The following is a 21,117-nucleotide window of genomic DNA, read 5'->3' on the forward strand; positions in this document are numbered from 1 at the left end:
GGCCCGGGGGCGCCTCGGCGCGGCCGTCAGACGATCGAGGCGCGGGTGATCGCCACCGCCACGCCGTACGCCAGCCCCATCACGCCGACCTCGGCCGCCGCCCATCCCACGAGGGCGGTGGCCCGGCCCTTGCGGACGGCGGGCAGCAGGCGGAAGCGGATGTGCGCCGCCAGCGGCAACAGCAGGGTCACCAGCGTCGCCTTGGCCACGACCAGGAGCCCGTAGTCGCTGGTCAGGAGCGCGTCGGGCAGTGTCACCCCGGGAGTGAGCGCCATCGTGCCGAGCCCTGTGATCAGCCCGGACAGCGCCACCGTGAGGAGGCACACCGAGGCGATCCTGGAGAACTTGGGCAGCGCCATGGCCAGCAGGCCCGGGTGGGGTGCGACGAAGATCGCGGTCACCAGCAGCCCGCCCGCCCACGCCGCCGCCCCCATCACGTGGATCTCCATCGAGATCATGATCGGGTCGTGCCAGACGGAGTTGACCGCGTGCCCGGTGACCGGGATGGGGAGCAGCCCGAAGAGCGCGACGATCACGCGCAGCTCCGCCGGCACCTTCTCGCCGAACCGCACCGCCATCAGCCCGATGCCGGCCGCCGCCAGCGCGCACGCCGCGCTGAACAGCAGCCCCTGGCCCGTGCCGACGGTCCCGACATAGTCCGCGATCATCCCGAACGTCGGCACGGCCCCTGGGTTGAGCTCGGCCGCCTGGAACACGATCGTGAGCAGCGCGCAGATCGCCCACGCCCAGGCCGCGATCACCGCAAGGGGCCGGACGCGGACCATCACCGGCTCGGTGTACTCGGGCCGGTCGAACCCGAGCAGCTTGGCCACCAGGCTGAGCCCCACCAGGGCGACGGCGGACACGTCGAGCAGGGCCCGCACGACGGGCAGCCCGACCGACACCAGCGGCCCCGGCATGGGGATGCCGGGCACGGCCTCCTGCTCGGCGAACGAGCTGGCGGCCACGGCGGCGACGACGGCGCACACGGGGAACGCGCCGGCGACGAGCCGTCCGCCGACGCGTCGCCCGGAGAGAGGGGGAGCAGGGGGAGCGGTGACGGTCACGCCTTCGTCTCCTCGGCCGCGGAACCCGCCACCCCGCCGCCCGCGGGACCCGCCGCGGGACCCGTGGTGGCGCCGGGCGCGGGGTCCGTGGTGGGGTCGGGCGTGGCGCCGGGCGAGGGGTCGGGCGTGGTGCCGGTGGCGGGTGCGGGATCGGTTGGGGTGCCGGGCGTGGCGGTGGCGGGCGGGCTGGTCAGGGCGGTTTCCTCAGCGGGTTTCGCGCGGCGGAGGGCCACGGCGGTGCCCAGGGCGAGGAGCAGCAGCGCCCCCACGATCCACACCACGGCCATCCCGGCCCCGCCGTTGGCCGCGGCCTCGGCGGCATCGGGGTCGGCCGCGGCCTCGGCGGCATCGGGGTCGGCCGCGGCCTCGGCGGCATCGGGGTCGGCCGCGGCTTCGGCGGCATCGGGGTCGGCCGGGGCTTCGGCGGGGTCGGCGTTCGTGCCCTGGTCGGCGGTGGCGTCCGCGGCCAGGCTGAAGCCGATCTTCCCGGTGACCGGGTGCCCGTCGGCCGACAGGATGCGGTAGCCCACGACGTACGAGCCGCCCGCCGCCAGCGGCTTGACCTTGACCGACACCCGTTCGGCGGCGATCTCGGCGGCCCCGTCGGCCCAGGCTGACCCGTCGGCCCCGGTGACGCCCACCTGCGCGTATCCCTGGCGTACCGGCTGGTCGAACACCAGGGTCACCCGCGCGGGGGAGGACGTCAGCGTGGCTCCGTCCTCGGGGTCGCTGCCGATCAGCACGTTGTGCGCCTCGGCTGGGGAGAGGGCGATCCCGGCCGCCGCGAAGGCGAGCAGCAGGACCGTGAGTAGCCGCCTCACAGGGGAAACCTTCCATCGTCGCGTCTCGAACCTGTATATGGTCCCATCCATGGCGGACCTGTTCGGCGGCGCGGCTCCCTACTACGCCAGATACCGGGCCGGTCACGGTGAGCCGGCCATCGAGCACCTGGCTATGACGTTCGGTGACGACTGCACGGTGCTGGACCTCGGCTGCGGTCCCGGCACGGTGGCGATCCCCCTCGCGCGGCGCGTGCGGGGGGTCCTGGCCGTCGATCCCGACGCGGAGATGCTGGCGGAGGGCCGCCGGCTGGCGGCGGGGGCGGGCAACATCCGCTGGTTGAGCGGTGATTCGACGCGGTTGCGGGAGTTGCCCGGGTTCGACCATGTCGTCATGGGCAGGTCGTTCCACTGGATGGACCGCCGCGCGGTGCTGCTGGAACTGGACGGGCTGCTGCCTCCGCACGGCGTCGTGGCGCTCGTCGGACCGTCCCGCGCGAGTGAGGAGCTGCCGTGGGAGCCGGCCATGCGGCGGGTGCGCGACGAGTTCGGCGTCAACACCTTCACGGCCACCAACTCCTACCAGGCCACGGGGGAGCACCACGACGACGTGCTCGCCGCCTCGCCGTTCAGCGACCTCGACGCGACCGCGTACGAACACCGCCAGGTGTACGACCTGGAGGCGGTGATCGGCCTGCAGCTGTCCTACTCCTACACCTCTTCCGCCAGGCTCGGCGACCGGGTGGAGTCCTTCACCCGGTCGGCCAGGCGCGCCCTGCTCGCGCACAACCCGCGGGGCACGTGGGAGCAGGTGACGGTGACCGAGGTCCTGGTCGCCAGGCGGCCGCCCGCCTAGGCGCGCCCTGGCTCCGCCCAGATGCCCATGAGCCGCCAGATCCGCCGGGTCAGCGGGTTGACCAGGCCGATCTCGGCGCACAGCTCCCGCGTCTTGCCGATGGAGTCGCGGATCTCCTGCCTGGCCGCCGGGTTGCGCAGGTAGATCTCCGACACGACGCTGAGGGGGATCTTGAAGTGCCTGATGAGCGCTCCGGGGGGCGCCAGCATGATGCGGGCCATCACGCCGAGGATGATCGGGGAGGCGATGCCGAGCAGGAGCCGCCGGTGCGCCGGCATCCGCGGCACCCGGTTGCGCAGGTAGTGGCGGGCGAAGGAGATGTGCCTGGCCTCTTCCGCGATGTGGATCCGCATGATCGTCTCTTCGAGCGGATGGTGCGCCCTGTCGTCCTTGAGCACCTTGCGCTGCACGTGGTCGATCGGGTCCTCGCCGCCCAGCACGAACACGAAGAACAGCTCGGTCGAGATCAGCGGGATCAGGGGCGCCGCCTGCGCGATCGCCGAGAGCGGGCCGGGCATGCCACGCACGGGCAGCTTTGTACGGTTCACGAACTCCTGGAACATCATCCCGTGATGTCCCTCTTCGATGGTCTCGTGGTAGACGTACCGGAACTCGGGGGCGCCGTTCGGCAGCCGGTAGGCGTAGTTGAGCAGCCCGCGCTTGAGCAGGTTCTCGAACTGCAGGCCGATCTTCATGGCGGTGGCCACCCGCCACAGCCCGATCGCCGCCCGCGTCTCCGGGGGCAGGCCGCGGTACCACGGGTGGCCGCCCAGCTTGTCGACCGTGGGCAGCTCCCAGCGCGGGTCGGCCGGGTCCACCTGGAACTCGGGGTCGTCCCAGGGAATGTCTCGATAGGGCTCCCAGTGCTTGTCGACCGACGCCTTCGAGAGGCGTTCGATGACCGCTTCGTAGGCCTTCCTGTTCGCGACCTGCTCGTCGCGTTCCCTGGCGGCGGTAGAGCTCGGTGCCTGTGTCATCGCGTGCGCTCCTCTCCTCGCCCGTTATTGTACGAAGCATCCAATAGCGCGGGAAGGTCAGGACCGCAGGTTTCGTCACAGCTTTTCCGGGGCGACTCCGATCTCGTTGGCGGCGGCCGTGCGGATGAGCGTGCCGGCCCGGCGCCGCGACAGGGCCCTGGGGTGCACGTGCATCTGGACCGCGAGCCCGTCGACCAGCGCCAGGATCCGCCACGTCGCCCCTTCGGGGTCGGCGCACGTGAACTCGCCGGATGCCACGCCGGCCTCGATGATCTCGCGGAGGAGGAGCCGGCCCTGGGCGTCGATGCGGCGCGAGATGTCCTCCAGCTGGGAGCTGCGCATCGCCTCGGACCACGCGTCGATCCACAACCTCCAGCCCTCGGTGGGGACCGCGGGGGAGCAGAGCCGCAGGAGGGTGCGCAGTCGTTCGAGCGGCGTGCCGGGGGATCGCCCGATGTCGTTCAGCGCGTCGAGGTGCAGGCGGGCCACGTAGGTGAAGGCCTGGGCGAACAGCTGGTCCTTGGTCTCGAAGTGGTAGAAGAGCAGCGCCTGGCTGACGCCGGCGGCCCTGGCGATGTCGATGGTCCTGGTATGCCCGAACCCCTGTTCGGCGATCACCTCGCAGGCCGTCTTCAGAAGATCCTCGCGCCGTAATCGGCTGAAACCAGATGCCACAGCAGGTAACTCTAATTTCTCGCTATAAGGGTTTTTATTGGACAAACTGGGCGCGCGCCGTCTGTTCTGTCATCTCGCGGTGATCATGGTACTGGTGGATCTCCGGGCGTTCTAGGCAGGGGGTCGAAAACCATTACTACCCACCTTTACTCCTCCCTTACCGGCATCCGTAGGACGAATCGGGCACCGGCGTGGGAATCCTCGATCCTCAGCGTGCCGCCGTGCGTGCGCGCGATCTCGCGGGCGATCGGCAGGCCGAGCCCCGTCCCGCCCGCGTCGCGGCTGCGCGAGGCGTCCAGCCGGGTGAAGCGCCTGAAGACCATCTCGCGGTGCTCGGGCGCGATGCCCGCCCCGTCATCGAGCACCTCCAGCACGGCCTCGCCGTCGCGGCGCACGATCACGGCGACCGCACGCTCCGCGTGGCGCTCGGCGTTGTCCAGGAGGTTGGTCAGCAGGCGGGCCAGCCTCAGCCGGTCGCCCGTCACGACCACGCCGGGTTGCACCGAGACCCGGACGTCCTTCGTGCGCGGCCTGGCGACCTCGGCCGTGACCAGTTCGCTCAGGTCGACCGGTCCGAGCCGGGCGGGGGCGCCCGCGTCGAGCTTGGCCAGCGTGAGCAGGTCGGTGACGATGTTCTGCAGCCGGTCGAGGCTGGTGAGCAGCTTGCCGCCGACCTCCTGCCAGTCGGACTCGCCGGGGGCGAGCAGGGCCTCCTCGACCTCGGCGCGCATCGCCGTGATCGGGCTGCGCAGATCGTGCGAGGCGTCGGAGGCGAACCTGCGCTGCTGCTCCATCGCGTCCTCCAGCCGCGCGAGCGTGCGGTTCGCGGTCTCCGCGAGCGCCCGGATCTCGTCGGCGTTCTCGGGCACGGGAACGCGCATCCCCCCGCCGCCGGCGGTGATCTCGGCCAGCTTGCCCGTGATGCGGTTGACGGGTGCGAGCGTCTTGGCCACCACGTGCGAGACGCCGTACCAGGTCAGCACGACCAGTGCCCCGGAAGCGAGGACGAGGAAGGCGATCGCGCCGGGCGAGGCGTACCAGGGCGGACGGGGGCGGAAGGCGTAGACGAGCCAGTCGCCGTCCGGCTGGTACACGCGGTAGATCGCCACGATGTGGCAGCCGCCGGAGAGGTACGGCAGGTCGCAGGCGTGGACGACGCGGTTCATGGTGCCCGGCGGAGGTGCCGCGGTGGTGAGCCGCGGCCCGCCCGCCAGATCGGCCGTGGCGGACACCACCTGCCCGTGCGGGTCGACGACCTGGACGCCTCGCACGTCGAGATGTGCCAGGAGCGCCAGCTCGGATTCCCTGACCAGGTGGGCCACCGTCAGGGTGGTGCCGGCCGCGTCCTGGGTGTGGATGTCGACGGTCGTGTTGTAGACCATCCACAGCAGCGCGGAACTCGTCGTCAGGCAGAGCAGGGCCATGGCGACACTGGCGAACAATGCCAGCCGCGCGCGTATGGAACGGCCCAGCCGTGCGATCACACCTTCCCCCCGTAGTCAGGTGATCACACCAAGTGCCTCTTACTCTAATTTACGGAGATTCCGCCGTTGATTCGAGTTGAGCCCGTACAGAGCAATGCTCTGTACGGGCTCCGGCGCCCTGGCTAGAGTAAGTGAACACTGATGCCAAGGAGTCGATGTGAACCTCGCTGACTACCGGCGTGCCGCCAGGGCGTGGCTGCAGGAGAACGCCCCCCACAACGACGCGCAGGACGACTCTCAGGAAACGGACGCGGTCACCCGGGCCAAGGACTTCATGGCCAGGCTTCACGACGCCGGCTACTCCGGCATCACGTGGCCGCGCCGGTGGGGCGGCCAGGGGCTGACCCAGGCGGAGGAGCGCGCGTTCGCCGAGGAGGCGCGCGACTACGCCCTGCCCACCTACGTCTTCTCGATCGGCCTCGGCATGACCGGCCCGACCCTGGTCGACCGGGGCACCGACGCGCAGCGCGAGCGCTTCGTCCGGCCCCTGCTGCGCGGCGAGGAGATCTGGTGCCAGCTCTTCTCCGAGCCCGGCGCCGGCAGCGACGTGGCCAGCCTGCAGACCAGGGCGGTGCGCGACGGAGCCCGCGGTGACCAGTGGATCGTCAACGGGCAGAAGGTCTGGACCTCGGTCGCCCACCACGCCGACTGGGGCCTGCTGCTGGCCCGCACCGACGTCGACGTGCCCAAGCACCAGGGCCTGACCATGTTCGTGGTCGACATGCACCACCCGGGCGTGACGGTCAGGCCGCTGAAGGACATGTCGGGCAGGGCCAACTTCAACGAGATCTTCTTCGACGACGTGACCATCCCCGACGAGCACCGCGTGGGCGAGGTCAACGACGGCTGGAGCGTGGCCGTCACGACGCTGCTGCACGAGCGGCTGTCGATCTCGGCGGGCGTCGGCATGGGTGGCCGGCGCGACCACCCCGCCTCGGTCGAGGCGCTGCGCCGGTCCGTCGACACCGGTGACCCGCTGGTCCGCGACCAGCTCGTCGAGCTGCACATCCGCACCCGCGCGCTGGCGCTGTTCAACCAGCGGCTGGCCCAGGAGACCAGGGCCGGCATCTTCCCCGGGGCGCGGGGCAGCGCGGCCAAGCTGCTGCTCGCCGAGCTGACGATGTTCCAGGCCGACCTCGCCACGCAGCTGGTCGGCCCCGAGGCCGCGCTGGCCGGCCACCCGCTGGCGCAGGCGATCTCGATGGCCCCGGGCATGGCGCTGGGCGGCGGCACGAACGAGATCATGCGCAACATCGTCGGCGAGCGCGTGCTCGGCCTGCCGCCCGAGCCCCGCGTGGACAAGACCGTGCCGTTCAAGGATCTGAAGGTGGGGACCCAGGCGTGAAACTCGTACTCAGCGAGGAGCAACAGCAGCTGCGCGAGGCCGTACGCGCCTTCCTGCGCGCCGCGTCCCCGCTGCCCAAGGTCCGCGAGGGTTACGACCCGCAGGTGTACGCCCGGCTCAACGGCGAGCTCGGCCTGTCCGGGCTGATCGTCCCCGAGGAGTACGGCGGCGCGGGCGCCGGCATGACCGAGCTGGCCGTCGTGCTGGAGGAGACGGGCGCGGCCCTGCTGCCGGGGCCGTTCCTGGCCACGGCCTTCACCACCGTCGCGCTGGCGCGGGTGCCCGACAAGGAGCTGCTGACCGGCATCGCCGAAGGCCGCGTCCTGGCGGCGCTCGCAGAGCCGGCCGGCGAGGCCGTCCTGGCCTACGACGGTTCGGCGGTGCGCGGCACGCTGGCGCAGGTGATCAGCGGCATGGAGGCCGGCGTGCTGGTGGCGCCCGCGCAGGGCGGGGACGGCGTGGTCCTCGTCGCCGTCGACCTGGCGGGGCCCGGCGTGACCAGGACCCCGCTGGACACGCTCGACCCCACCCGCGGCCAGGCCCGCGTGGAGCTGGACGGCGCGCCCGCGCGGGTGCTGGGGCCGCGCCAGGACGTCGGCGACCTGCTGTGCGTGGCGCTGGCGGCCGAGCAGCTGGGCGTGATGCGGGCCGCGCTGGACAACATCGTCGCCTACGCCAAGGTCCGCGTCGCCTTCGGCCGCTACATCGGCTCCTACCAAGGGGTCAAGCACAAGCTCGCCGACATGCACGCCAAGCTCGAACAGGCCGAGTCCATCGTCCGCTACGCCGCCTGGGCGGCCGACGGGTCGCCGGACGAGCTGCCGGAGGCCGCCGCCCTCGCCCAGGCGTACGTCGGCCGCGCCTGCTTCGAGGTGGCCCGCGACCACCTGCTGCTGCACGGCGGCATCGGCTACACCTGGGAGCACGACGCCCACCTGTTCTACAAGCGGGCCAAGGCGGACGAAGTGCTGATGGGGCCCCCGCGCATCCACCGTGCCCGCCTCGCCGCACTGCTGGAGTTGTGATGGACGTCAGCACGATGCCCGGCTTCTACACCATCGCCGCCGCCGACCCCGGCCGCCTGGCGCTGATCGACGCCGACGGCGCCCGCACGTCGTACGGCGAGCTGCTCGCCCTGGTCAACCAGGTGTCCCACGGGCTGCGGGCCCGCGGCCTGCGCGCCGGCGACGTGGTCGCGGGCGTGCTGCCCAACGGGATCGACCAGGTCGTCATGGTCATGGCCACCTGGCAGATCGGGCTCTACTACGTGCCGATCAACTGGCATCTGACCGCGTCCGAGGTGGCGTACATCCTGGCCGACTGCGACGCCAAGGTGGTCGTCACCGGGCCCGCGCACGCCGTGCCCGGCGGGGAGATCGGCGCGGCGGGACTGGCCGAAGGGCAGCCGGCCGGCGCGCCCGCTGAGCGGACCGCCGGGGCTGTGATGTGGTACACGTCCGGCACCACCGGCGTCCCCAAGGGCGTGCAGCGGCCGCTGCCCGGCGCCGAGCCGGAGGCCATCGTGCCGCTGTACGTGTGGTTCCTCGGCGAGGTCGTCGACCTCCGGCCGGGCGCGGAGACCCATCTCGTGACCTCGCCGATGTACCACTCCGCGCCGTGCGCGCACACGCAGTTCGCGCTGCACCTCGGGCACACCCTGGTGATCGCGCCCAAGTTCGACCCCGAGGTCATCCTCGAGCTCATCGACCGGCACCGGGTCTCCAACGCGATGATGGTGCCGACCATGTTCCACCGCATGCTGCGCCTGCCCGAGGAGGTCAGGGGCCGCTATGACCTGTCGAGCCTGCGCCAGGTCATCCACACCGCCGCCGCCTGCCCCGTCACGGTCAAGCAGCAGATCATGGACTGGTGGGGGCCGGTGCTCTACGAGTACTACGGCTCCACGGAGTCCACGATCGCCTTCTCCGTCAAACCGCACGACTGGCTGGCCAGGCCGGGCACCGTGGGCCGGCCCGCGCCCACGTTCGAAGCCAAGATCTTCGACGACAAGGGCGTGGAGCTGCCGCCGGGCGAGCCGGGCCTGGTCTACGTCAAGTCCGCCATGGGCTCCTTCGAATACCGCAAGGACCCGGCGAAGACGGCCGCCAGCATGCTGGGGGAGTGGTACGCGCCGGGCGACATCGGGTTCATGGACGACGACGGCTACCTGTTCCTGTGCGACCGGCGTACCGACCTGATCGTCTCCGGCGGGGTGAACATCTACCCCGCCGAGATCGAGGCCGCCCTGCTCGACCATCCGGCGGTGGCCGACGTGGCCGTCATCGGGGTGCCCGACGAGGAGTGGGGTCACAGCGTGGTGGCCCTGGTCCAGCCGTCCGACGGGGCCACGCCCGGCTCCGGGCTCACCGCCGAGCTGCTGGCGCACTGCGGGCCGCGCATCGCCAGGTTCAAGCATCCGAAGGTGATCGAATACCGTTCCGAGCTGCCGCGCACTCCCACGGGGAAGTTGTCGCGGTCGAAGGTGCGCGAGGCCTATCTCGCCGCGGCGGGGAACACCAGCTCCTCCGAATAGCGGCCGTCGCCCAGGTAGAAGCGGGTCGACAACGTCCGGTCCGCGGTGTCGAAGACGGTGCTCCACAACGTGCGGAACGGCACGGCCGGATCCTCGGCCGGCCGGACCGCCCGCAGGCTGTCGCGCAGATCCTGCGGTGACAGGGTGACGCCCTTGCTGCGCTCGTACAACGTGCGCAGCCGCTCGTACGTGCCGAAGCTGGCCTCGGTGTCGCCGGGCAGGTTCATCGGGTCGGGGTTGCGGTGCAGCAGGTGGTTGGTGACGCAGAGCGGCCCGTCACCGAACTCGATGATGTGCTCCCTGCCGTCCAGGCCCCGCTCCCACACGAACGCCTGCCCGTGGGCGTCGGCCACCAGGTAGTGCAGGGGCGTGCCGTGGTCGTACTGCTTGGCCAGCAGCAGCGCCTGCTTGGCCTGGTCGGCGTTCTCGCAGGTGTCGACCAGGAACCGGGGCAGCTGCACGCTGCCCACCCCGACCTGCGGCGAGACGTGCTCCGGCGGCTCGGCGCTCTCGAAGTCGGCGATCAGCAGCATGACCGCGAGCCCCGCCGAATTGATGGCGTCCATGCAGCCGTCGAGGTCCGACATGGTGATGACGGTCGAGGACAGCCCTTCGTCGGGGATCGTGGTGATCACGTAGGGGCGCGAGGCCATGGGCAGCTCGCCGGGCTCCGGCGCCGAGCCCATGACCTCGCTGGTGGTGAGGCGGAAGAAGTCGTAGTTGCGGCCCACCCGGCCGTGACCGTCGGTGGATGCCTGCGGCGGTACCCACAGGGCCGAGCAGCCGGAGCCCGCGGGGACCACGTCGAGGCCGTCGAGGGCCAGCTCGTCCTGGTCGGGGTCGAGGCCGAGGGCGGCCGCGGCGCCGTCCATGCGGGCGTTGTGCTGCGGCCAGTGCCGCTCGAACCAGATCCTGCGGGCCCGGTTGACCTCCGGCGAGGCCGGCGTGGGGGACCAGCCGAGCCTGCGGGCCTCCTCGGTGAGGGCTCTGCCGATCTCGAACTGGCTTCCTGCGAGGGTGAGGTGGCGGACCAGCTGGAAGTCGCCGGCGCCGCCCGCGACCTGCGTCAAGTTCTTCATGACGGCAGCCTCGCCGCGCCTTCTGACGGCCCGCTGACCGCGACCTTACCGACCGCTGACGGCGCGCCCGTAGCGCTCGGACAACCGCAGCACCTGCTCGGCCAGCTCGGGCGGGTCGAGCACCTCGAAGTCCACCCCGAGGAACCCGATCCACGCCGCCATCCCCTGCGGGTCGTCGCCGCGCAACTCGATCCTGCAGGTCGTCTCGCCGACCGGCTCGACTTCCACGCCAAGCCGCATGGCCTCGATCTGCCCGGCGGGCGCGTGCAGCAGCACCGTCGCGCGGAAGCGCGCCATGGCCGTGCTGACGCCCTTCTCCACGTACGCCGCCACGTCGCCGCCCTCCGGCATCTCGCGCGGGGTGAACCGGGGCCCGCCTGGCGTGCGCGGGCGCATCCGGTCGACCCGGAACGTACGCCAGTCCTGCCGCTCGACGTCGTAGGCCACGAGATACCAGCGACCCCGCCGGTGCACCAGGCGGTGCGGCTCCACGTCGCGCACGCTGGAGGAGCCGTCGTGCCCGGTGTAGTCGAAACGCAGCCGCTCGTGGTCGCGGGCCGCGCCGGCGATCGTGGTGAGCACCTCGGGGGAGACCATCGCCCGCGTGACGCCGGGAATCTGCACGGTGTAGGCGTTGAGGGTGCCGACCCGGCGGCGCAGCCGGGACGGCAGCACCTGCTCCAGCTTGGCGAGGGCGCGCACCGAGCTCTCCTCGATGCCCTCCACGCCGCCGCCGGCCGCCCTGCCGAGCCCCACCGCGACGGCCACGGCCTCGTCGTCGTCGAGCAGCAGCGGCGGCAGCGCGGCCCCCGCGCCCAGCCGGTAGCCGCCGGCCACCCCGGGCCGGGCGTGCACCGGGTAGCCGAGCGTGCGCAGGCGCTCGATGTCGTTGCGGATCGTTCTGGTCGAGACCCCGAGCCTGGCGGACAACTCGGGGCCCGACCACTCCTTGTGCGCCTGGAGCAGGGACAGGAGCCTGAGCAGCCGCGCCGAGGTTTCCAGCATGCGCCCAGTGTGCCCGCCATCGCGGAAGGCGCGCTTCCGCGATGGCTCCCTAACCGCCGAAGATCTTCTGCGCCTGCTGGATGACGACCAGCACGGTCAGCGTCCCGAAGAAGGCGACCGACCAGATCAGCGCCCCCAGCCGGTAGGAGCGGACCTTGATGGCGTCGGGCAGCGCCCGCCGGTTGAGCACGATCAGCAGGATGGAGTAGACGAACATCATCACGGCGGCGAAGCAGGCCGAGAACACCAGCAGAATGAGCGGCTGGTCGAAGCCCAGCAGCAGGATGACGGTGCCGATCAGCGCGATCGCCCAGACGGTGATGAAGTAGACCTTGTTCTCCGAGATGGACGACTTTTTCAGGTAGACGGTCTTGAGCGTGTCGGACGCCAGCCGCGAGGTGTAGTCGACGATTCCCATCGCCGCCGCGAACAGGGCCAGCGCCCCGATCACCCAGAACAGCACGCCGAACCAGGTGCCCACGGTCTCCTGCAGCACCTGACCCTCGACGCGCAGGAACTCGATGCTGTTCTCCAGGCCCGGCCGCCCGAAGACGGTGGAGTAGGCCAGCATCGACATGAGCGCGATCGTCACGAACGTCACCAGGCCGAACGTCCACGCCTGCTCGAGGTTGGCGAACCGCCACCACCGCTGCCACCGCGCGAGGTTCTCCTTGGTGGGCGCGAACTGGAAGCCCGTCGACGCGGCCGCCTCCTCCTGCCCGGTGACCGGGCTGACCAGGCGGGGCACGTAGAGGCCCATGCCGAAGCCCTTGTCGCGGATCCAGTTGCTCTGGCACAGGTTCTGGCCGCCGCCGGCGCCGGCGTAGGCGATGGCGCCCATCAGGACGGCGAAGTCGAGCGGGGGCACCGGGAACTGGGCGCCGACGGTCAGGCCCTTGCCCAGCTGCAGCCAGCTGTCGGCGGTGATCGCGACCACGATCGCCACCCCGATCAGGATCGCCACCAGGGCGACCTTCACGAAGATCACCCGTTCGAGCGCGATGTAGATCACCGGGGCCAGCGTCAGCCCGAAGGCGATCAGGAGCAGCATGCCGATGGCGATCCAGCGTACGGACCCCTCGCCGGCTCCGGTCAGATAGGTCACCATGGTCGCGGACGTGGTGACCCAGCCCGGCCAGAGGTTCGAGGCGAGCGTCATCAGCACGAACACCAGGCCCCAGTGTTTCCACATCCGGCTGAATCCGGTCAGCGCGGTCTCGCCGGTGGCCAGGGTGTAGCGCTCGATCTCCATGTTCAGGAACCACTGCGTGATGATCCCGATGGCCGCTCCCCAGATGAAGACGAGCCCGACCTGGGAGGCGATGTACGGCCAGAGGATGAACTCGCCCGATGCCAGCCCGACTCCGGCGCCGACCAGTCCCGGGCCGATGAAACGCCAGGTCGCTCGGGGAGGCTCGGGCAGGTCGCGGACGGTGACGGGTGGTAGGACTCGCGCAGGAACGGTGGGGGTGAATTCCGTCATGCGGATCTCCTTTTCGGCGTGCTTACGTGCCACATTACAGAGCGGCGAAACCCCGGTGGAATAGCCGACGAACAGTCACCACATACTTTCCATGATTCGTCAATGTCACGACATGCCCGCCTGCCTCCATCAGCCCGCCGAGCACCTCGCGCATGGCCGCCCGCCAGGTCCGTGCCGCCGCCGGATCCTCCCGTCGCAACCGTTCGATGTCGGGTGGTGTGCCCACCAGAACGACGTCGCCCTCGGCCTTCCTGACGACGGGCCACCCGTCATCGCCCGCCTCCAGCAACACGGGGAGGTTCGCGAGACCGGGTACGGGGGAGGCGGTGACGGATTCTCGTATGCGCCAGACGGCCAGCACACGGTCGGAGGCGTCCCCCTCGTTGATGGCGTCGGCCATTTCCCCGTAAAAGTCAGGCAAATATTTTTCAGGCAGCGCACCTAGCTTTAGCAGGTTGAAGCGCGCATTTCGCCGTACGAGCGGATCGAACGTCCAGGTGATCGTGTCGAGACCGTTCCTCCTGCACCATTCCCGCTGATGGGTCTTGAGCGCGTAGCCGATGCCCCGACCCGGCACGGCGGCGCCGGTCACGTGCGAGTGCAGCGACCGCCCACCGCCGCGGAACCCCACGGAGGCGCCCACCAGCCGCTCTCCCTCGAACGCCCCGGCCACGTAGTTGCCGGTGTGCGCGAAGCCGATCATCAGCTCCACGGGCATGGGCACGTTACGCGGCCCGGGGTGCCAGATGCCCTCGAAGAGCGCGTAGACCTGCTCGAACTCCGGGACCTCGCGCAGCTCTCTGATCACCACGCCGGTCCTCGCCTCGCCGTGTCCGGTCACCTCCCCATTCAGCCACGACGCCCCCGCGCCGCGGCAAGCCGGGGTCCATCGCCGGGCGCCGAGGCGTCGAGTTGCTGGCGGGGCCGCGGGCTAGTACTCCAGTGACACTTCGCGATCTTGAGGCGTTGGGGTCACATGGCGACGGCCACCGCGTGATCATTCAGAGTTTGTGAGGACTACAAAAGATCGTGCGGTGGCCGCGAGCCACAGCGTAGACCCTGATGGCTGGATGGTCATCTTCAACGAGCTGATGGCCCGGATCGCCTCTCGGTTCGGCCGGGTCGAACCGCGTCACGCTGCTGGGGCTTACGTGCGCGGGCTGTTGGCCGACATCGACCGCAAGAACTGCTGGAACTTGGCCGAACATGCCGCGCTGATCGGCCCGCAGAGGCTGCAGCGGCTGCTGCGCACCGCCCGCTGGGACGCCGACGCCGTACGCGATGACGTGCGTGCTTTCGCCGTCGACCGGCTCGGCCCCGGCGGTGTGCTGATCGTGGATGAGACAGGGTTCGTCAAGAAAGGCGTTCGCTCGGCCGGGGTGCAGCGGCAATACAGCGGGACAGCGGGCCGGATCGAGAATTGCCAGGTCGGGGTGTTTCTGGCCTATGCCACCCCGGCCGGGCGGGCGCTGCTAGACCGAAGGCTCTACCTGCCCGAGCACACCTGGCTGGCCGACCCCGGCCGCTGCCAGGCCGCCGGTGTCCCGGACGAGAGCGCCTTCGCCACCAAGCCCGCCCTGGCCACGGCGATGCTTGTGGCCGCGCTGGAGGCCGGCGTGCAGGCGGCCTGGGCGACAGGTGATGAGGTCTACGGCCAGGACCCGCGTCTTCGTGCCGCACTGGAAGCGCGCCGGACGGGCTATGTGCTGGCCATCGCCGGTAACCGGCGCGTCGAACTGCAAGGCGTTGTTCTGAGCGCGGCTGAGGTCGCGGTGCGGGTGGCCGATCGGCACTGGCACCGCTATCGCGCAGGTCAGGGAGCCAAGGGACCGCGCTGGTATGCCTGGGCCTGGGCCCGCATCGACGAAGGCCAGGCCGACGGTTACCGGTGGCTGCTGATCCGACGCAACCTGACCACCGGTGAACTGGCGTTCTACCGCTGCTACGCCCCCGACCGGCAGCCGCTCATGGCCCTGGTCAAGATCGCGGGTATCCGGTGGGCGGTGGAGGAGTCCTTCCAAGCCGCCAAGGGACAGGTCGGCCTGGACCACTACCAAGTACGCGGCTGGACGCCCTGGCACCGGCACATCACTCTGGCCATGCTCGCCCTGGCCCTGCTGGCCGCCATCGCTGCCGTCCAGCCACCCACCACCGACGACCGCATCCCGCTCACCATGCCCGAGATCCGCCGGCTCCTGGCCTCACTCGTCCTGACCCGGCGCCCCTCAACCACGCACGTTCTGCGCTGGTCAGACTGGCGCCGCCGCCACCAAGCAACAGCCCGACACTGCCACTACCAGCGCAGATCCATACCATGATCGCAAAGTGTCACTGGAGTACTAGCGGACCGCCTCGATCAGCGCCCGCAGCAGCGCGGCACGCCGGGGCATCTCGGCGACGGCGACGTGCTCGTGGTCGGCGTGCGCCCCGCCGCCCACCGCGCCCAGCCCGTCGAGCGTGGGACAGCCCACACCCGCCGTGAAGTTGCCGTCGGAGGCGCCGCCCACCGACGCCGAGCTCAGCGGGCCCACCCCGAGGTCCGCCGCCAGCTTCTGGGCCAGCGCGTAGAGCGAGGCCGACATCGCGCTCTCGAGAGGTGGCCGGTTGGGCCCGCCGAGGATCTCCAGGCGGGTGCCGGGCACGGCCGGCGCGAGCGCGCGTACGGCGGCGTCGACCCGCTCCTGCTCGGCGACCTCGGCCACCCGTACGTCCACCCCGACGGAGGCCTGCGCCGGGACGGTGTTGAGTGACGTGCCGCCCGACAGCACCGTCGGCGTGACCGTGGTGGCGCCCGCGCCCATACCGGCGACGGCCAGGATCTGGTGGGCGAGCTCGATTCCGGCGTTCGCCCCCTTCTCCGGCTCCAGCCCGGCGTGCGCCGCCCTGCCGTGCACGTGCACGGTGTAGAGCGAGGTGCCCTTGCGGGCGGTCTTCAGCGCCCCTCCGTCGGCGCTGGCTTCCATGACGAAGGTGGCGGCCAGGCCGCGCGCGGTCTCCTCGATCAGCCGGGACGAGGTGAGCGAGCCGACCTCCTCGTCCCCGGTGACCAGCAGCGTGACGCCGTCGAGCGAGCCGAGCCCGGCCAGCGCGTGGAACGTCTGCACCAGCCCCGCCTTCATGTCGAACACCCCGGGCCCGCGTGCCACGCCGTCCACCACCGACCACGGGTGGGTGGCGAGCGAGCCGATCGGCCAGACGGTGTCGTGGTGGCCAAGGAGCAGCACCTTGGGGGTGCCGAACGTCCAGCGCAGGTGTGTGACGCCGTCGATGACCAGGAACTCCGGCTCGGCGCCGAGGTGGCGGGTCCCCATGGCGGCCACGACCTCGGCGCTGCGGGCGACGGCGGCCAGGTCGCTGGAGAACGACTCGCACAGGACGAGCTCCTCGAGGTCCGCGATCATGCCAGCAGCTCCCCGAGGAACCGGTGCACGTTGCCACCGATGATCTTCGTGACGTCCTTCTCCGGCAGGCCGCGGGCGAGCAGGCCCTCGGTGACCATGGGCAGCCCCGACGGCCCCTCCAGACCGGGGATCGCGGACTTGGGGTCGACGCCGCGGTAGTTGAGGCCCTCGCAGCACGGCCGCGTCAGGTCGGACATGACCTCGTGGATGAAGTCGGGGCCGAGGCCGACGTGGTCGACGCCGGCGACCGCCGCGATGTGCTCGACGTGGTCGAGCAGGCGGTCGAGCGTCATGTCCCCGGGGCGTTCCGCCAGGAAGGGCGCGAAGAAGTTGACGCAGATCACGCCGCCGGTGGCGGCCACGGCGCGGAGCTGGTCGTCGGTGAGGTTGCGGTGGTGGTCGCGCAGGGCGCGGGCGGAGGAATGGGTGGCGAGCAGGGGCTTGGTGGCCAGCTCCAGCACGTGCGCGACGCCGGAGGCCCCGAGATGGGAGACGTCGAAGACCATGCCGAGCCGCTCCATCTCGCGCAGGGCGGCGACGCCGTGGGAGGTCAGCCCGCTGCCGGTGGCGTCCTCGCCGCTGCCGTCGGCCAGGGGCGTGCGGCCGAAGTGCGCGATCGAGGCCACCCGCACGCCCAGGCGGTGCATGGTCGAGATCAGCTCGACGTCGGCGTCGAGGCCGGGCATGCTCTCCAGCGCGAGCACGAGGGCGATCGTGCCGTCGTCGAGCGCCCGGTCGATCTCGGCAGCGTCACGACATATCCGTACATGCTGTTGGTTGCCCTCGGCCAGCACGTGCGCACACTCGATCATCCGCAACGTCTGGCGCAGCGCGCCCTCAGGACGGTGGTCGTCCTCGATGAAGACCGGCAGGATCTGCAGGTTGACGCCGCCCTCGATCAGCTGCGGCAACCACCGCTCGCGGAAGAAGGCCGCCCACTGCTCGGGCGGGCGGGCCGCGACGGCCATGAGCAGGTCGTTGTGCGTGTCGGCCACGACAGCGCGCTGGTGCAGGGAAGACGTCATATTCCGGACGCTATCGTGCGAGCCGGGCCGCTCCAATGTGCCAGTGTCCGAACGGCGAGCTCGTCGTTCGTGCGTCACCATCATGCGCAGGCCCGCTTCTTGACCTTCTCGTTACGTCAACTTCTACCGTGGTGAACGAGCCGGGAAAGCACCGGCTCGGCGATGGGTGAGGACGGGTGGGCCGGTCATGGCATGGTCGATCGCACAGGTGGCCCGGATGTCGGGAGTGACGTCCCGGACGCTGCGCCACTACGACGAGATCGGGCTGCTGCCGCCCGCACACGTCGGCGCGAACGGCTACCGCTACTACGAGGAGAGCCAACTGCTGCGCCTGCAGCAGGTCCTGGTACTGCGTGAGCTGGGCCTCGGCCTGCCCGAGGTCAAGGAGATCGTCGAGCGGCACACCGACCCCGTCGCAGCGCTGCGGGAGCACCACCAGCGGCTGCTGACGGAGCGTGACCGGCTGAACGAGGTCGCCCGCATGGTCGAGCGCACCATCGCCGAACTGCAGGAGAACGAAGGGAAGACGACCATGTCCAAGATCAGCAGACCGGAGAACCTGTTCGAGGGTTTCGACAGCGCACGCTACGAGGCCGACGCCCGCGAGCGGTGGCAGGAGCACTGGCAGCGGAGCGGGCAGCAGGAGGTGCTGGCCGGTCGCACTCCACAGGAATTGAAGCAGATGCAGCGGGAGGCGACCGCGGGGATGATACGGATGGCCGAGCACATGCTCGCCGGCGCCCCCGTCGACGCTCCGCAGGTCTTCGCCGAGCTCGACCTCCACTACCGGCATCTGAACGAGTCCTGGGCGCCGACCAAGGCGCAGTATCTCCATCTCGCCCGGATGCAGGCGCAGGAGGAGCAGTTCCGGACGAACTACGAGCAGGTCGCCGAAGGCCTGGCCGAGTACATGCGCGACGCCATGATCGCCTACGCGCACGCCCGGCTGAGCTGAACGTGTGATCGCGATTTCCGGGGGGCAGGAGGGCCGCACCTGGCCGGCGGGCAGGCGCAGGCCGGTGACGGCGCGTGGCCCTAGGGCGATCCGGCGGGCCGGTAAGCGGGGATCGGGGGTCTCGCCGTCAGCCTGCGGTAGAGCGTTGTGGGGCCGGGCCAGTTGTTCGTGACGCGGCCTTCAGCGGTTTTGTACCAGCTCTGGCAGCCGCCGCCCCACACCATCCGCTCCATCGCCGCGTCGAGCCGCCCCCGCCACGCGGCCATCGCCTCGGGCCGCACCTCGATCGGGCCGTTCAGCGAGAGGTGCGCCAGGCAGGCCATGATGTGCTCCACCTGGCACTCGAGCATGAAGACGATGGAGTTGTGCCCGAGATTGGTGTTGGGGCCGTACAGGAGGAACATGTTCGGGAAGTTCGGCACGGAGATGCCCAGATACGCTTCTGCGCCGTTCTTCCACTGCTCCTCCAGCGAACGCCCGTCGCGCCCGCTGATCTCCATCGGCGCGAGGAACTCGGTGCTTGCGAAGCCGGTGGCGTAGACGATGGTGTCGGCCTCGCGCAGACCCTCGGCGGTCTCGACGCCCTTCGGCGTGACCCGGACGATCGTGTCCGTCACCACGTCGACGTTCGGCCTGGTCAGCGCCGGATAGAAGGAGCTGTCGATGATCATCCGCTTGCAGCCGGGAGGGTAGGCGGGGGTCAGCTTGGCGCGCAGCGCCGGGTCGGGCACCTGGTCGCGCAGGTGGCGCAGCGCCCGCTTCCTGAGCAGGTCGGCGCTCCAGCCCTGGGCGAGCGCCGGGTAGAGGGTGGCCTCGGCGTAGCGGTAGATCCACTCGCGGTAGGCCCGCTGCAGGCCCGGGACCAGGCGGAAGGCCAGCCGGGCAGGCGGGCCGAACGCGGCGTCCGGCTTGGGGATCACCCAGTTGGGGGTGCGCTGGAAGACGTCGAGGTGCTCGGCCTGCTCGGCCACGCGCGGGATGAGCTGCGCGGCCGACGAGCCGTTGCCGATGACCGCGACCCGCCGGCCGGTGAGATCGTGGTCGTGGTTCCAGCGGGCGGAGTGGAAGGAGACACCTTCGAAGTCCGCCATGCCGGGAAGGCCGGGCAAGCGCGGGCGGTTGAGCTGGCCGACGCTGACGACGACCACGTCGAACGCCTCGGTGTGCTCGCCGCCCTCCGGGAGGGCCGTGGTGACCTGCCATCTCGCGTCGTCGAAGGTGGCTCTGCGGACCTCGCTGTTGAAGCGGATTTTTCGCCTGACGTCGTATTTATCGGCGCAATGCTCTAAATAGGCGAGGATTTCGGGTTGTTCGGGGTAGCGGCGGGTCCAGCTCGCGTACTTCTCGAACGAGTACGAATACAGGTGCGAGGGGATGTCGCAGCCCGCACCCGGATAGGTGTTGTCCCGCCAGGTGCCGCCCAGGCCGGCGGCCTTTTCGAAGACCGTGTAGGAGCGGATGCCGGCCCGTTCGAGCTGGATGGCCATGCACAGTCCGCCGAAGCCCGCCCCTATGATCGCGACGCTTGGTGCCATGCCGTCCTCCGCAGGTCAGGATTCACTTACATTACGCCCGGCCTGCGTTCCCGCGACAGCCCTTGTCACGTGCGCCGCCACCCCGCCGGTCACCGGTAGTCTGCGCAGGTGGCTGCTGTGACGTTGACGAACGTGATCGAGGTGCTCGAGGCGGCCTACCCGCCCGCCCGAGCCGAATCCTGGGACGCGGTGGGGCTGGTCAGCGGCGACCCGGCCCAGCCGGTGCGGCGGGTGCTGCTCGCGGTCGATCCCGTCGCCGCCGTGGCCGAGGAGGCCCTGGAGTGGCAGGCCGACCTGATCGTCACCCACCACCCGCTCTACCTGCGCGGCACCACCAGCGTGGCCACGACCACGCCGAAGGGCCGCCTGATCCACACCCTGATCAAGAACGACATCGCCCTCTACACCGCGCACACCAACGCCGACGTCGCCAACCCCGGCGTGTCCGACGCTCTGGCCAGAGCCGTCGGGCTCGCCGGCGACCTGGTGCCGCTCCAGCCGTTCCCCGACGACCCCTGGCGCGGGCTGGGCCGCATCGGCGAGACGGCGGAGGAGACGACGCTGGAGGACTTCGCGGCGAGGGCGGCCAAGGGCCTGCCGCGCACGTCGTGGGGGATCCGGGTCGCGGGCGATCCGTCGCGCCGGGTCAAGCGCGTGGCGGTCAGCGGGGGAGCGGGCGACTCCCTCCTCGGCGCGGCGAGGGCCGCGGGCGTCGACGTGTTCCTGACGGCGGATCTACGCCACCATCCGGCCAGCGAGTTCATGGAGACGGGCGGCCCCGCGCTCATCGACGCCGCGCACTGGGCTACCGAGTGGCCCTGGCTCGACAGCGCGGCGTCCATCCTGCACGCGAGTGGCGTTACCGTTGAAACACGTGTCTCCGCCACGGTCACCGATGCTTGGACAAGAGGATATTGA

General features: G+C 70.7%; 19 protein-coding genes. 7 read left to right on the top strand and 12 right to left on the bottom strand.

Translation table 11 applies throughout. The features are described from left to right. Window positions 1-26 precede the first annotated feature (26 nt). Window positions 27-1,067, bottom strand: coding sequence for a copper resistance D family protein (locus ACZ6SA_RS29290; protein ID WP_347646878.1), 1,041 nt, complete (start codon window positions 1,065-1,067; stop codon window positions 27-29). Next, window positions 1,064-1,888 carry a copper resistance CopC family protein gene (locus ACZ6SA_RS29295; protein WP_465831684.1) on the bottom strand — a complete coding sequence of 275 codons (825 nt, stop codon included), beginning with the start codon at window positions 1,886-1,888 and terminating at the stop codon, window positions 1,064-1,066. The genes ACZ6SA_RS29290 and ACZ6SA_RS29295 overlap by 4 nt, the downstream gene beginning before the upstream one ends. A 49-nt stretch (window positions 1,889-1,937) precedes the next feature. On the opposite strand from ACZ6SA_RS29295, the gene ACZ6SA_RS29300 reads away from it, so the two are divergent. After that, window positions 1,938-2,702 carry a class I SAM-dependent methyltransferase gene (locus ACZ6SA_RS29300; protein ID WP_465831686.1) on the top strand — a complete coding sequence of 255 codons (765 nt, stop codon included), beginning with the start codon at window positions 1,938-1,940 and terminating at the stop codon, window positions 2,700-2,702. On the opposite strand, the gene ACZ6SA_RS29305 is transcribed toward ACZ6SA_RS29300, so the two are convergent. The 3 genes from ACZ6SA_RS29305 to ACZ6SA_RS29315 form a co-directional block, all read right to left on the bottom strand. Then, entirely contained in the window at window positions 2,699-3,679 is a 981-nt protein-coding gene (locus ACZ6SA_RS29305; protein ID WP_347646875.1) for an AurF N-oxygenase family protein, read from the bottom strand. The genes ACZ6SA_RS29300 and ACZ6SA_RS29305 overlap by 4 nt on opposite strands. Before the next feature lie 75 nt (window positions 3,680-3,754). Continuing rightward, window positions 3,755-4,354 carry a TetR/AcrR family transcriptional regulator gene (locus ACZ6SA_RS29310; protein WP_347646874.1) on the bottom strand — a complete coding sequence of 200 codons (600 nt, stop codon included), beginning with the start codon at window positions 4,352-4,354 and terminating at the stop codon, window positions 3,755-3,757. Window positions 4,355-4,500: 146 nt separating this feature from the next. Next, on the bottom strand, window positions 4,501-5,838 hold the full coding sequence (locus tag ACZ6SA_RS29315; protein WP_465831689.1) for a sensor histidine kinase: 1,338 nt from the start codon (window positions 5,836-5,838) through the stop codon (window positions 4,501-4,503). Between the two features lie 157 nt (window positions 5,839-5,995). On the opposite strand from ACZ6SA_RS29315, the gene ACZ6SA_RS29320 reads away from it, so the two are divergent. From ACZ6SA_RS29320 to ACZ6SA_RS29330, 3 genes are read left to right on the top strand one after another with little or no spacing between them, the layout of a single operon-like run. Further along, window positions 5,996-7,183 carry an acyl-CoA dehydrogenase family protein gene (locus tag ACZ6SA_RS29320; RefSeq protein WP_465831691.1) on the top strand — a complete coding sequence of 396 codons (1,188 nt, stop codon included), beginning with the start codon at window positions 5,996-5,998 and terminating at the stop codon, window positions 7,181-7,183. After that, window positions 7,180-8,208: an acyl-CoA dehydrogenase family protein gene (locus tag ACZ6SA_RS29325; protein ID WP_465831693.1), complete on the top strand. Its 1,029-nt coding sequence runs from the start codon at window positions 7,180-7,182 to the stop codon at window positions 8,206-8,208. The genes ACZ6SA_RS29320 and ACZ6SA_RS29325 overlap by 4 nt, the downstream gene beginning before the upstream one ends. Continuing rightward, window positions 8,208-9,716 (top strand): AMP-binding protein, encoded by a 1,509-nt coding sequence (locus ACZ6SA_RS29330; protein ID WP_465831695.1) that lies wholly within the window; start codon window positions 8,208-8,210, stop codon window positions 9,714-9,716. The genes ACZ6SA_RS29325 and ACZ6SA_RS29330 overlap by 1 nt, the downstream gene beginning before the upstream one ends. Here ACZ6SA_RS29330 and ACZ6SA_RS29335 read toward each other — a convergent pair. From ACZ6SA_RS29335 to ACZ6SA_RS29350, 4 genes are read right to left on the bottom strand one after another with little or no spacing between them, the layout of a single operon-like run. Further along, window positions 9,677-10,795, bottom strand: coding sequence for a C45 family autoproteolytic acyltransferase/hydolase (locus ACZ6SA_RS29335; RefSeq protein WP_465831697.1), 1,119 nt, complete (start codon window positions 10,793-10,795; stop codon window positions 9,677-9,679). The genes ACZ6SA_RS29330 and ACZ6SA_RS29335 overlap by 40 nt on opposite strands. Before the next feature lie 45 nt (window positions 10,796-10,840). Next, window positions 10,841-11,800, bottom strand: coding sequence for a helix-turn-helix transcriptional regulator (locus ACZ6SA_RS29340; protein WP_465831699.1), 960 nt, complete (start codon window positions 11,798-11,800; stop codon window positions 10,841-10,843). Window positions 11,801-11,849: 49 nt separating this feature from the next. Then, window positions 11,850-13,283 carry an Nramp family divalent metal transporter gene (locus ACZ6SA_RS29345; protein ID WP_465831701.1) on the bottom strand — a complete coding sequence of 478 codons (1,434 nt, stop codon included), beginning with the start codon at window positions 13,281-13,283 and terminating at the stop codon, window positions 11,850-11,852. A gap of 34 nt (window positions 13,284-13,317) precedes the next feature. Continuing rightward, a complete protein-coding gene (locus ACZ6SA_RS29350; protein WP_347646866.1) occupies window positions 13,318-14,124 on the bottom strand; it encodes a GNAT family N-acetyltransferase in 807 nt (268 codons plus the stop codon). Window positions 14,125-14,374: 250 nt separating this feature from the next. Here ACZ6SA_RS29350 and ACZ6SA_RS29355 point away from each other — a divergent pair, with 250 nt between their 5' ends. Continuing rightward, window positions 14,375-15,601, top strand: a complete 1,227-nt coding sequence (locus ACZ6SA_RS29355; RefSeq protein ID WP_465831899.1) for an IS701 family transposase — start codon at window positions 14,375-14,377, stop codon at window positions 15,599-15,601. A 21-nt stretch (window positions 15,602-15,622) separates the two neighbouring features. Here the strand turns inward: ACZ6SA_RS29355 and ACZ6SA_RS29360 are convergent, their stop codons facing one another. Both ACZ6SA_RS29360 and ACZ6SA_RS29365 read right to left on the bottom strand, forming a co-directional pair. Then, window positions 15,623-16,684 (bottom strand): M20 family metallopeptidase, encoded by a 1,062-nt coding sequence (locus tag ACZ6SA_RS29360; RefSeq protein ID WP_347646865.1) that lies wholly within the window; start codon window positions 16,682-16,684, stop codon window positions 15,623-15,625. Next, on the bottom strand, window positions 16,681-17,709 hold the full coding sequence (locus tag ACZ6SA_RS29365) for a dipeptidase (RefSeq protein ID WP_465831704.1): 1,029 nt from the start codon (window positions 17,707-17,709) through the stop codon (window positions 16,681-16,683). The genes ACZ6SA_RS29360 and ACZ6SA_RS29365 overlap by 4 nt, the downstream gene beginning before the upstream one ends. Before the next feature lie 187 nt (window positions 17,710-17,896). On the opposite strand from ACZ6SA_RS29365, the gene ACZ6SA_RS29370 reads away from it, so the two are divergent. Continuing rightward, complete coding sequence (locus ACZ6SA_RS29370) at window positions 17,897-18,664, top strand: MerR family transcriptional regulator (protein WP_465831706.1); 768 nt, start codon at window positions 17,897-17,899, stop codon at window positions 18,662-18,664. Between the two features lie 80 nt (window positions 18,665-18,744). On the opposite strand, the gene ACZ6SA_RS29375 is transcribed toward ACZ6SA_RS29370, so the two are convergent. Then, window positions 18,745-20,199: a flavin-containing monooxygenase gene (locus ACZ6SA_RS29375; RefSeq protein WP_465831708.1), complete on the bottom strand. Its 1,455-nt coding sequence runs from the start codon at window positions 20,197-20,199 to the stop codon at window positions 18,745-18,747. A gap of 117 nt (window positions 20,200-20,316) precedes the next feature. Between ACZ6SA_RS29375 and ACZ6SA_RS29380 the strand changes: the two genes are divergently transcribed. Continuing rightward, window positions 20,317-21,117: a Nif3-like dinuclear metal center hexameric protein gene (locus ACZ6SA_RS29380; RefSeq protein ID WP_465831710.1), complete on the top strand. Its 801-nt coding sequence runs from the start codon at window positions 20,317-20,319 to the stop codon at window positions 21,115-21,117.

The organism is Nonomuraea sp. NPDC049378 (assembly GCF_055586745.1).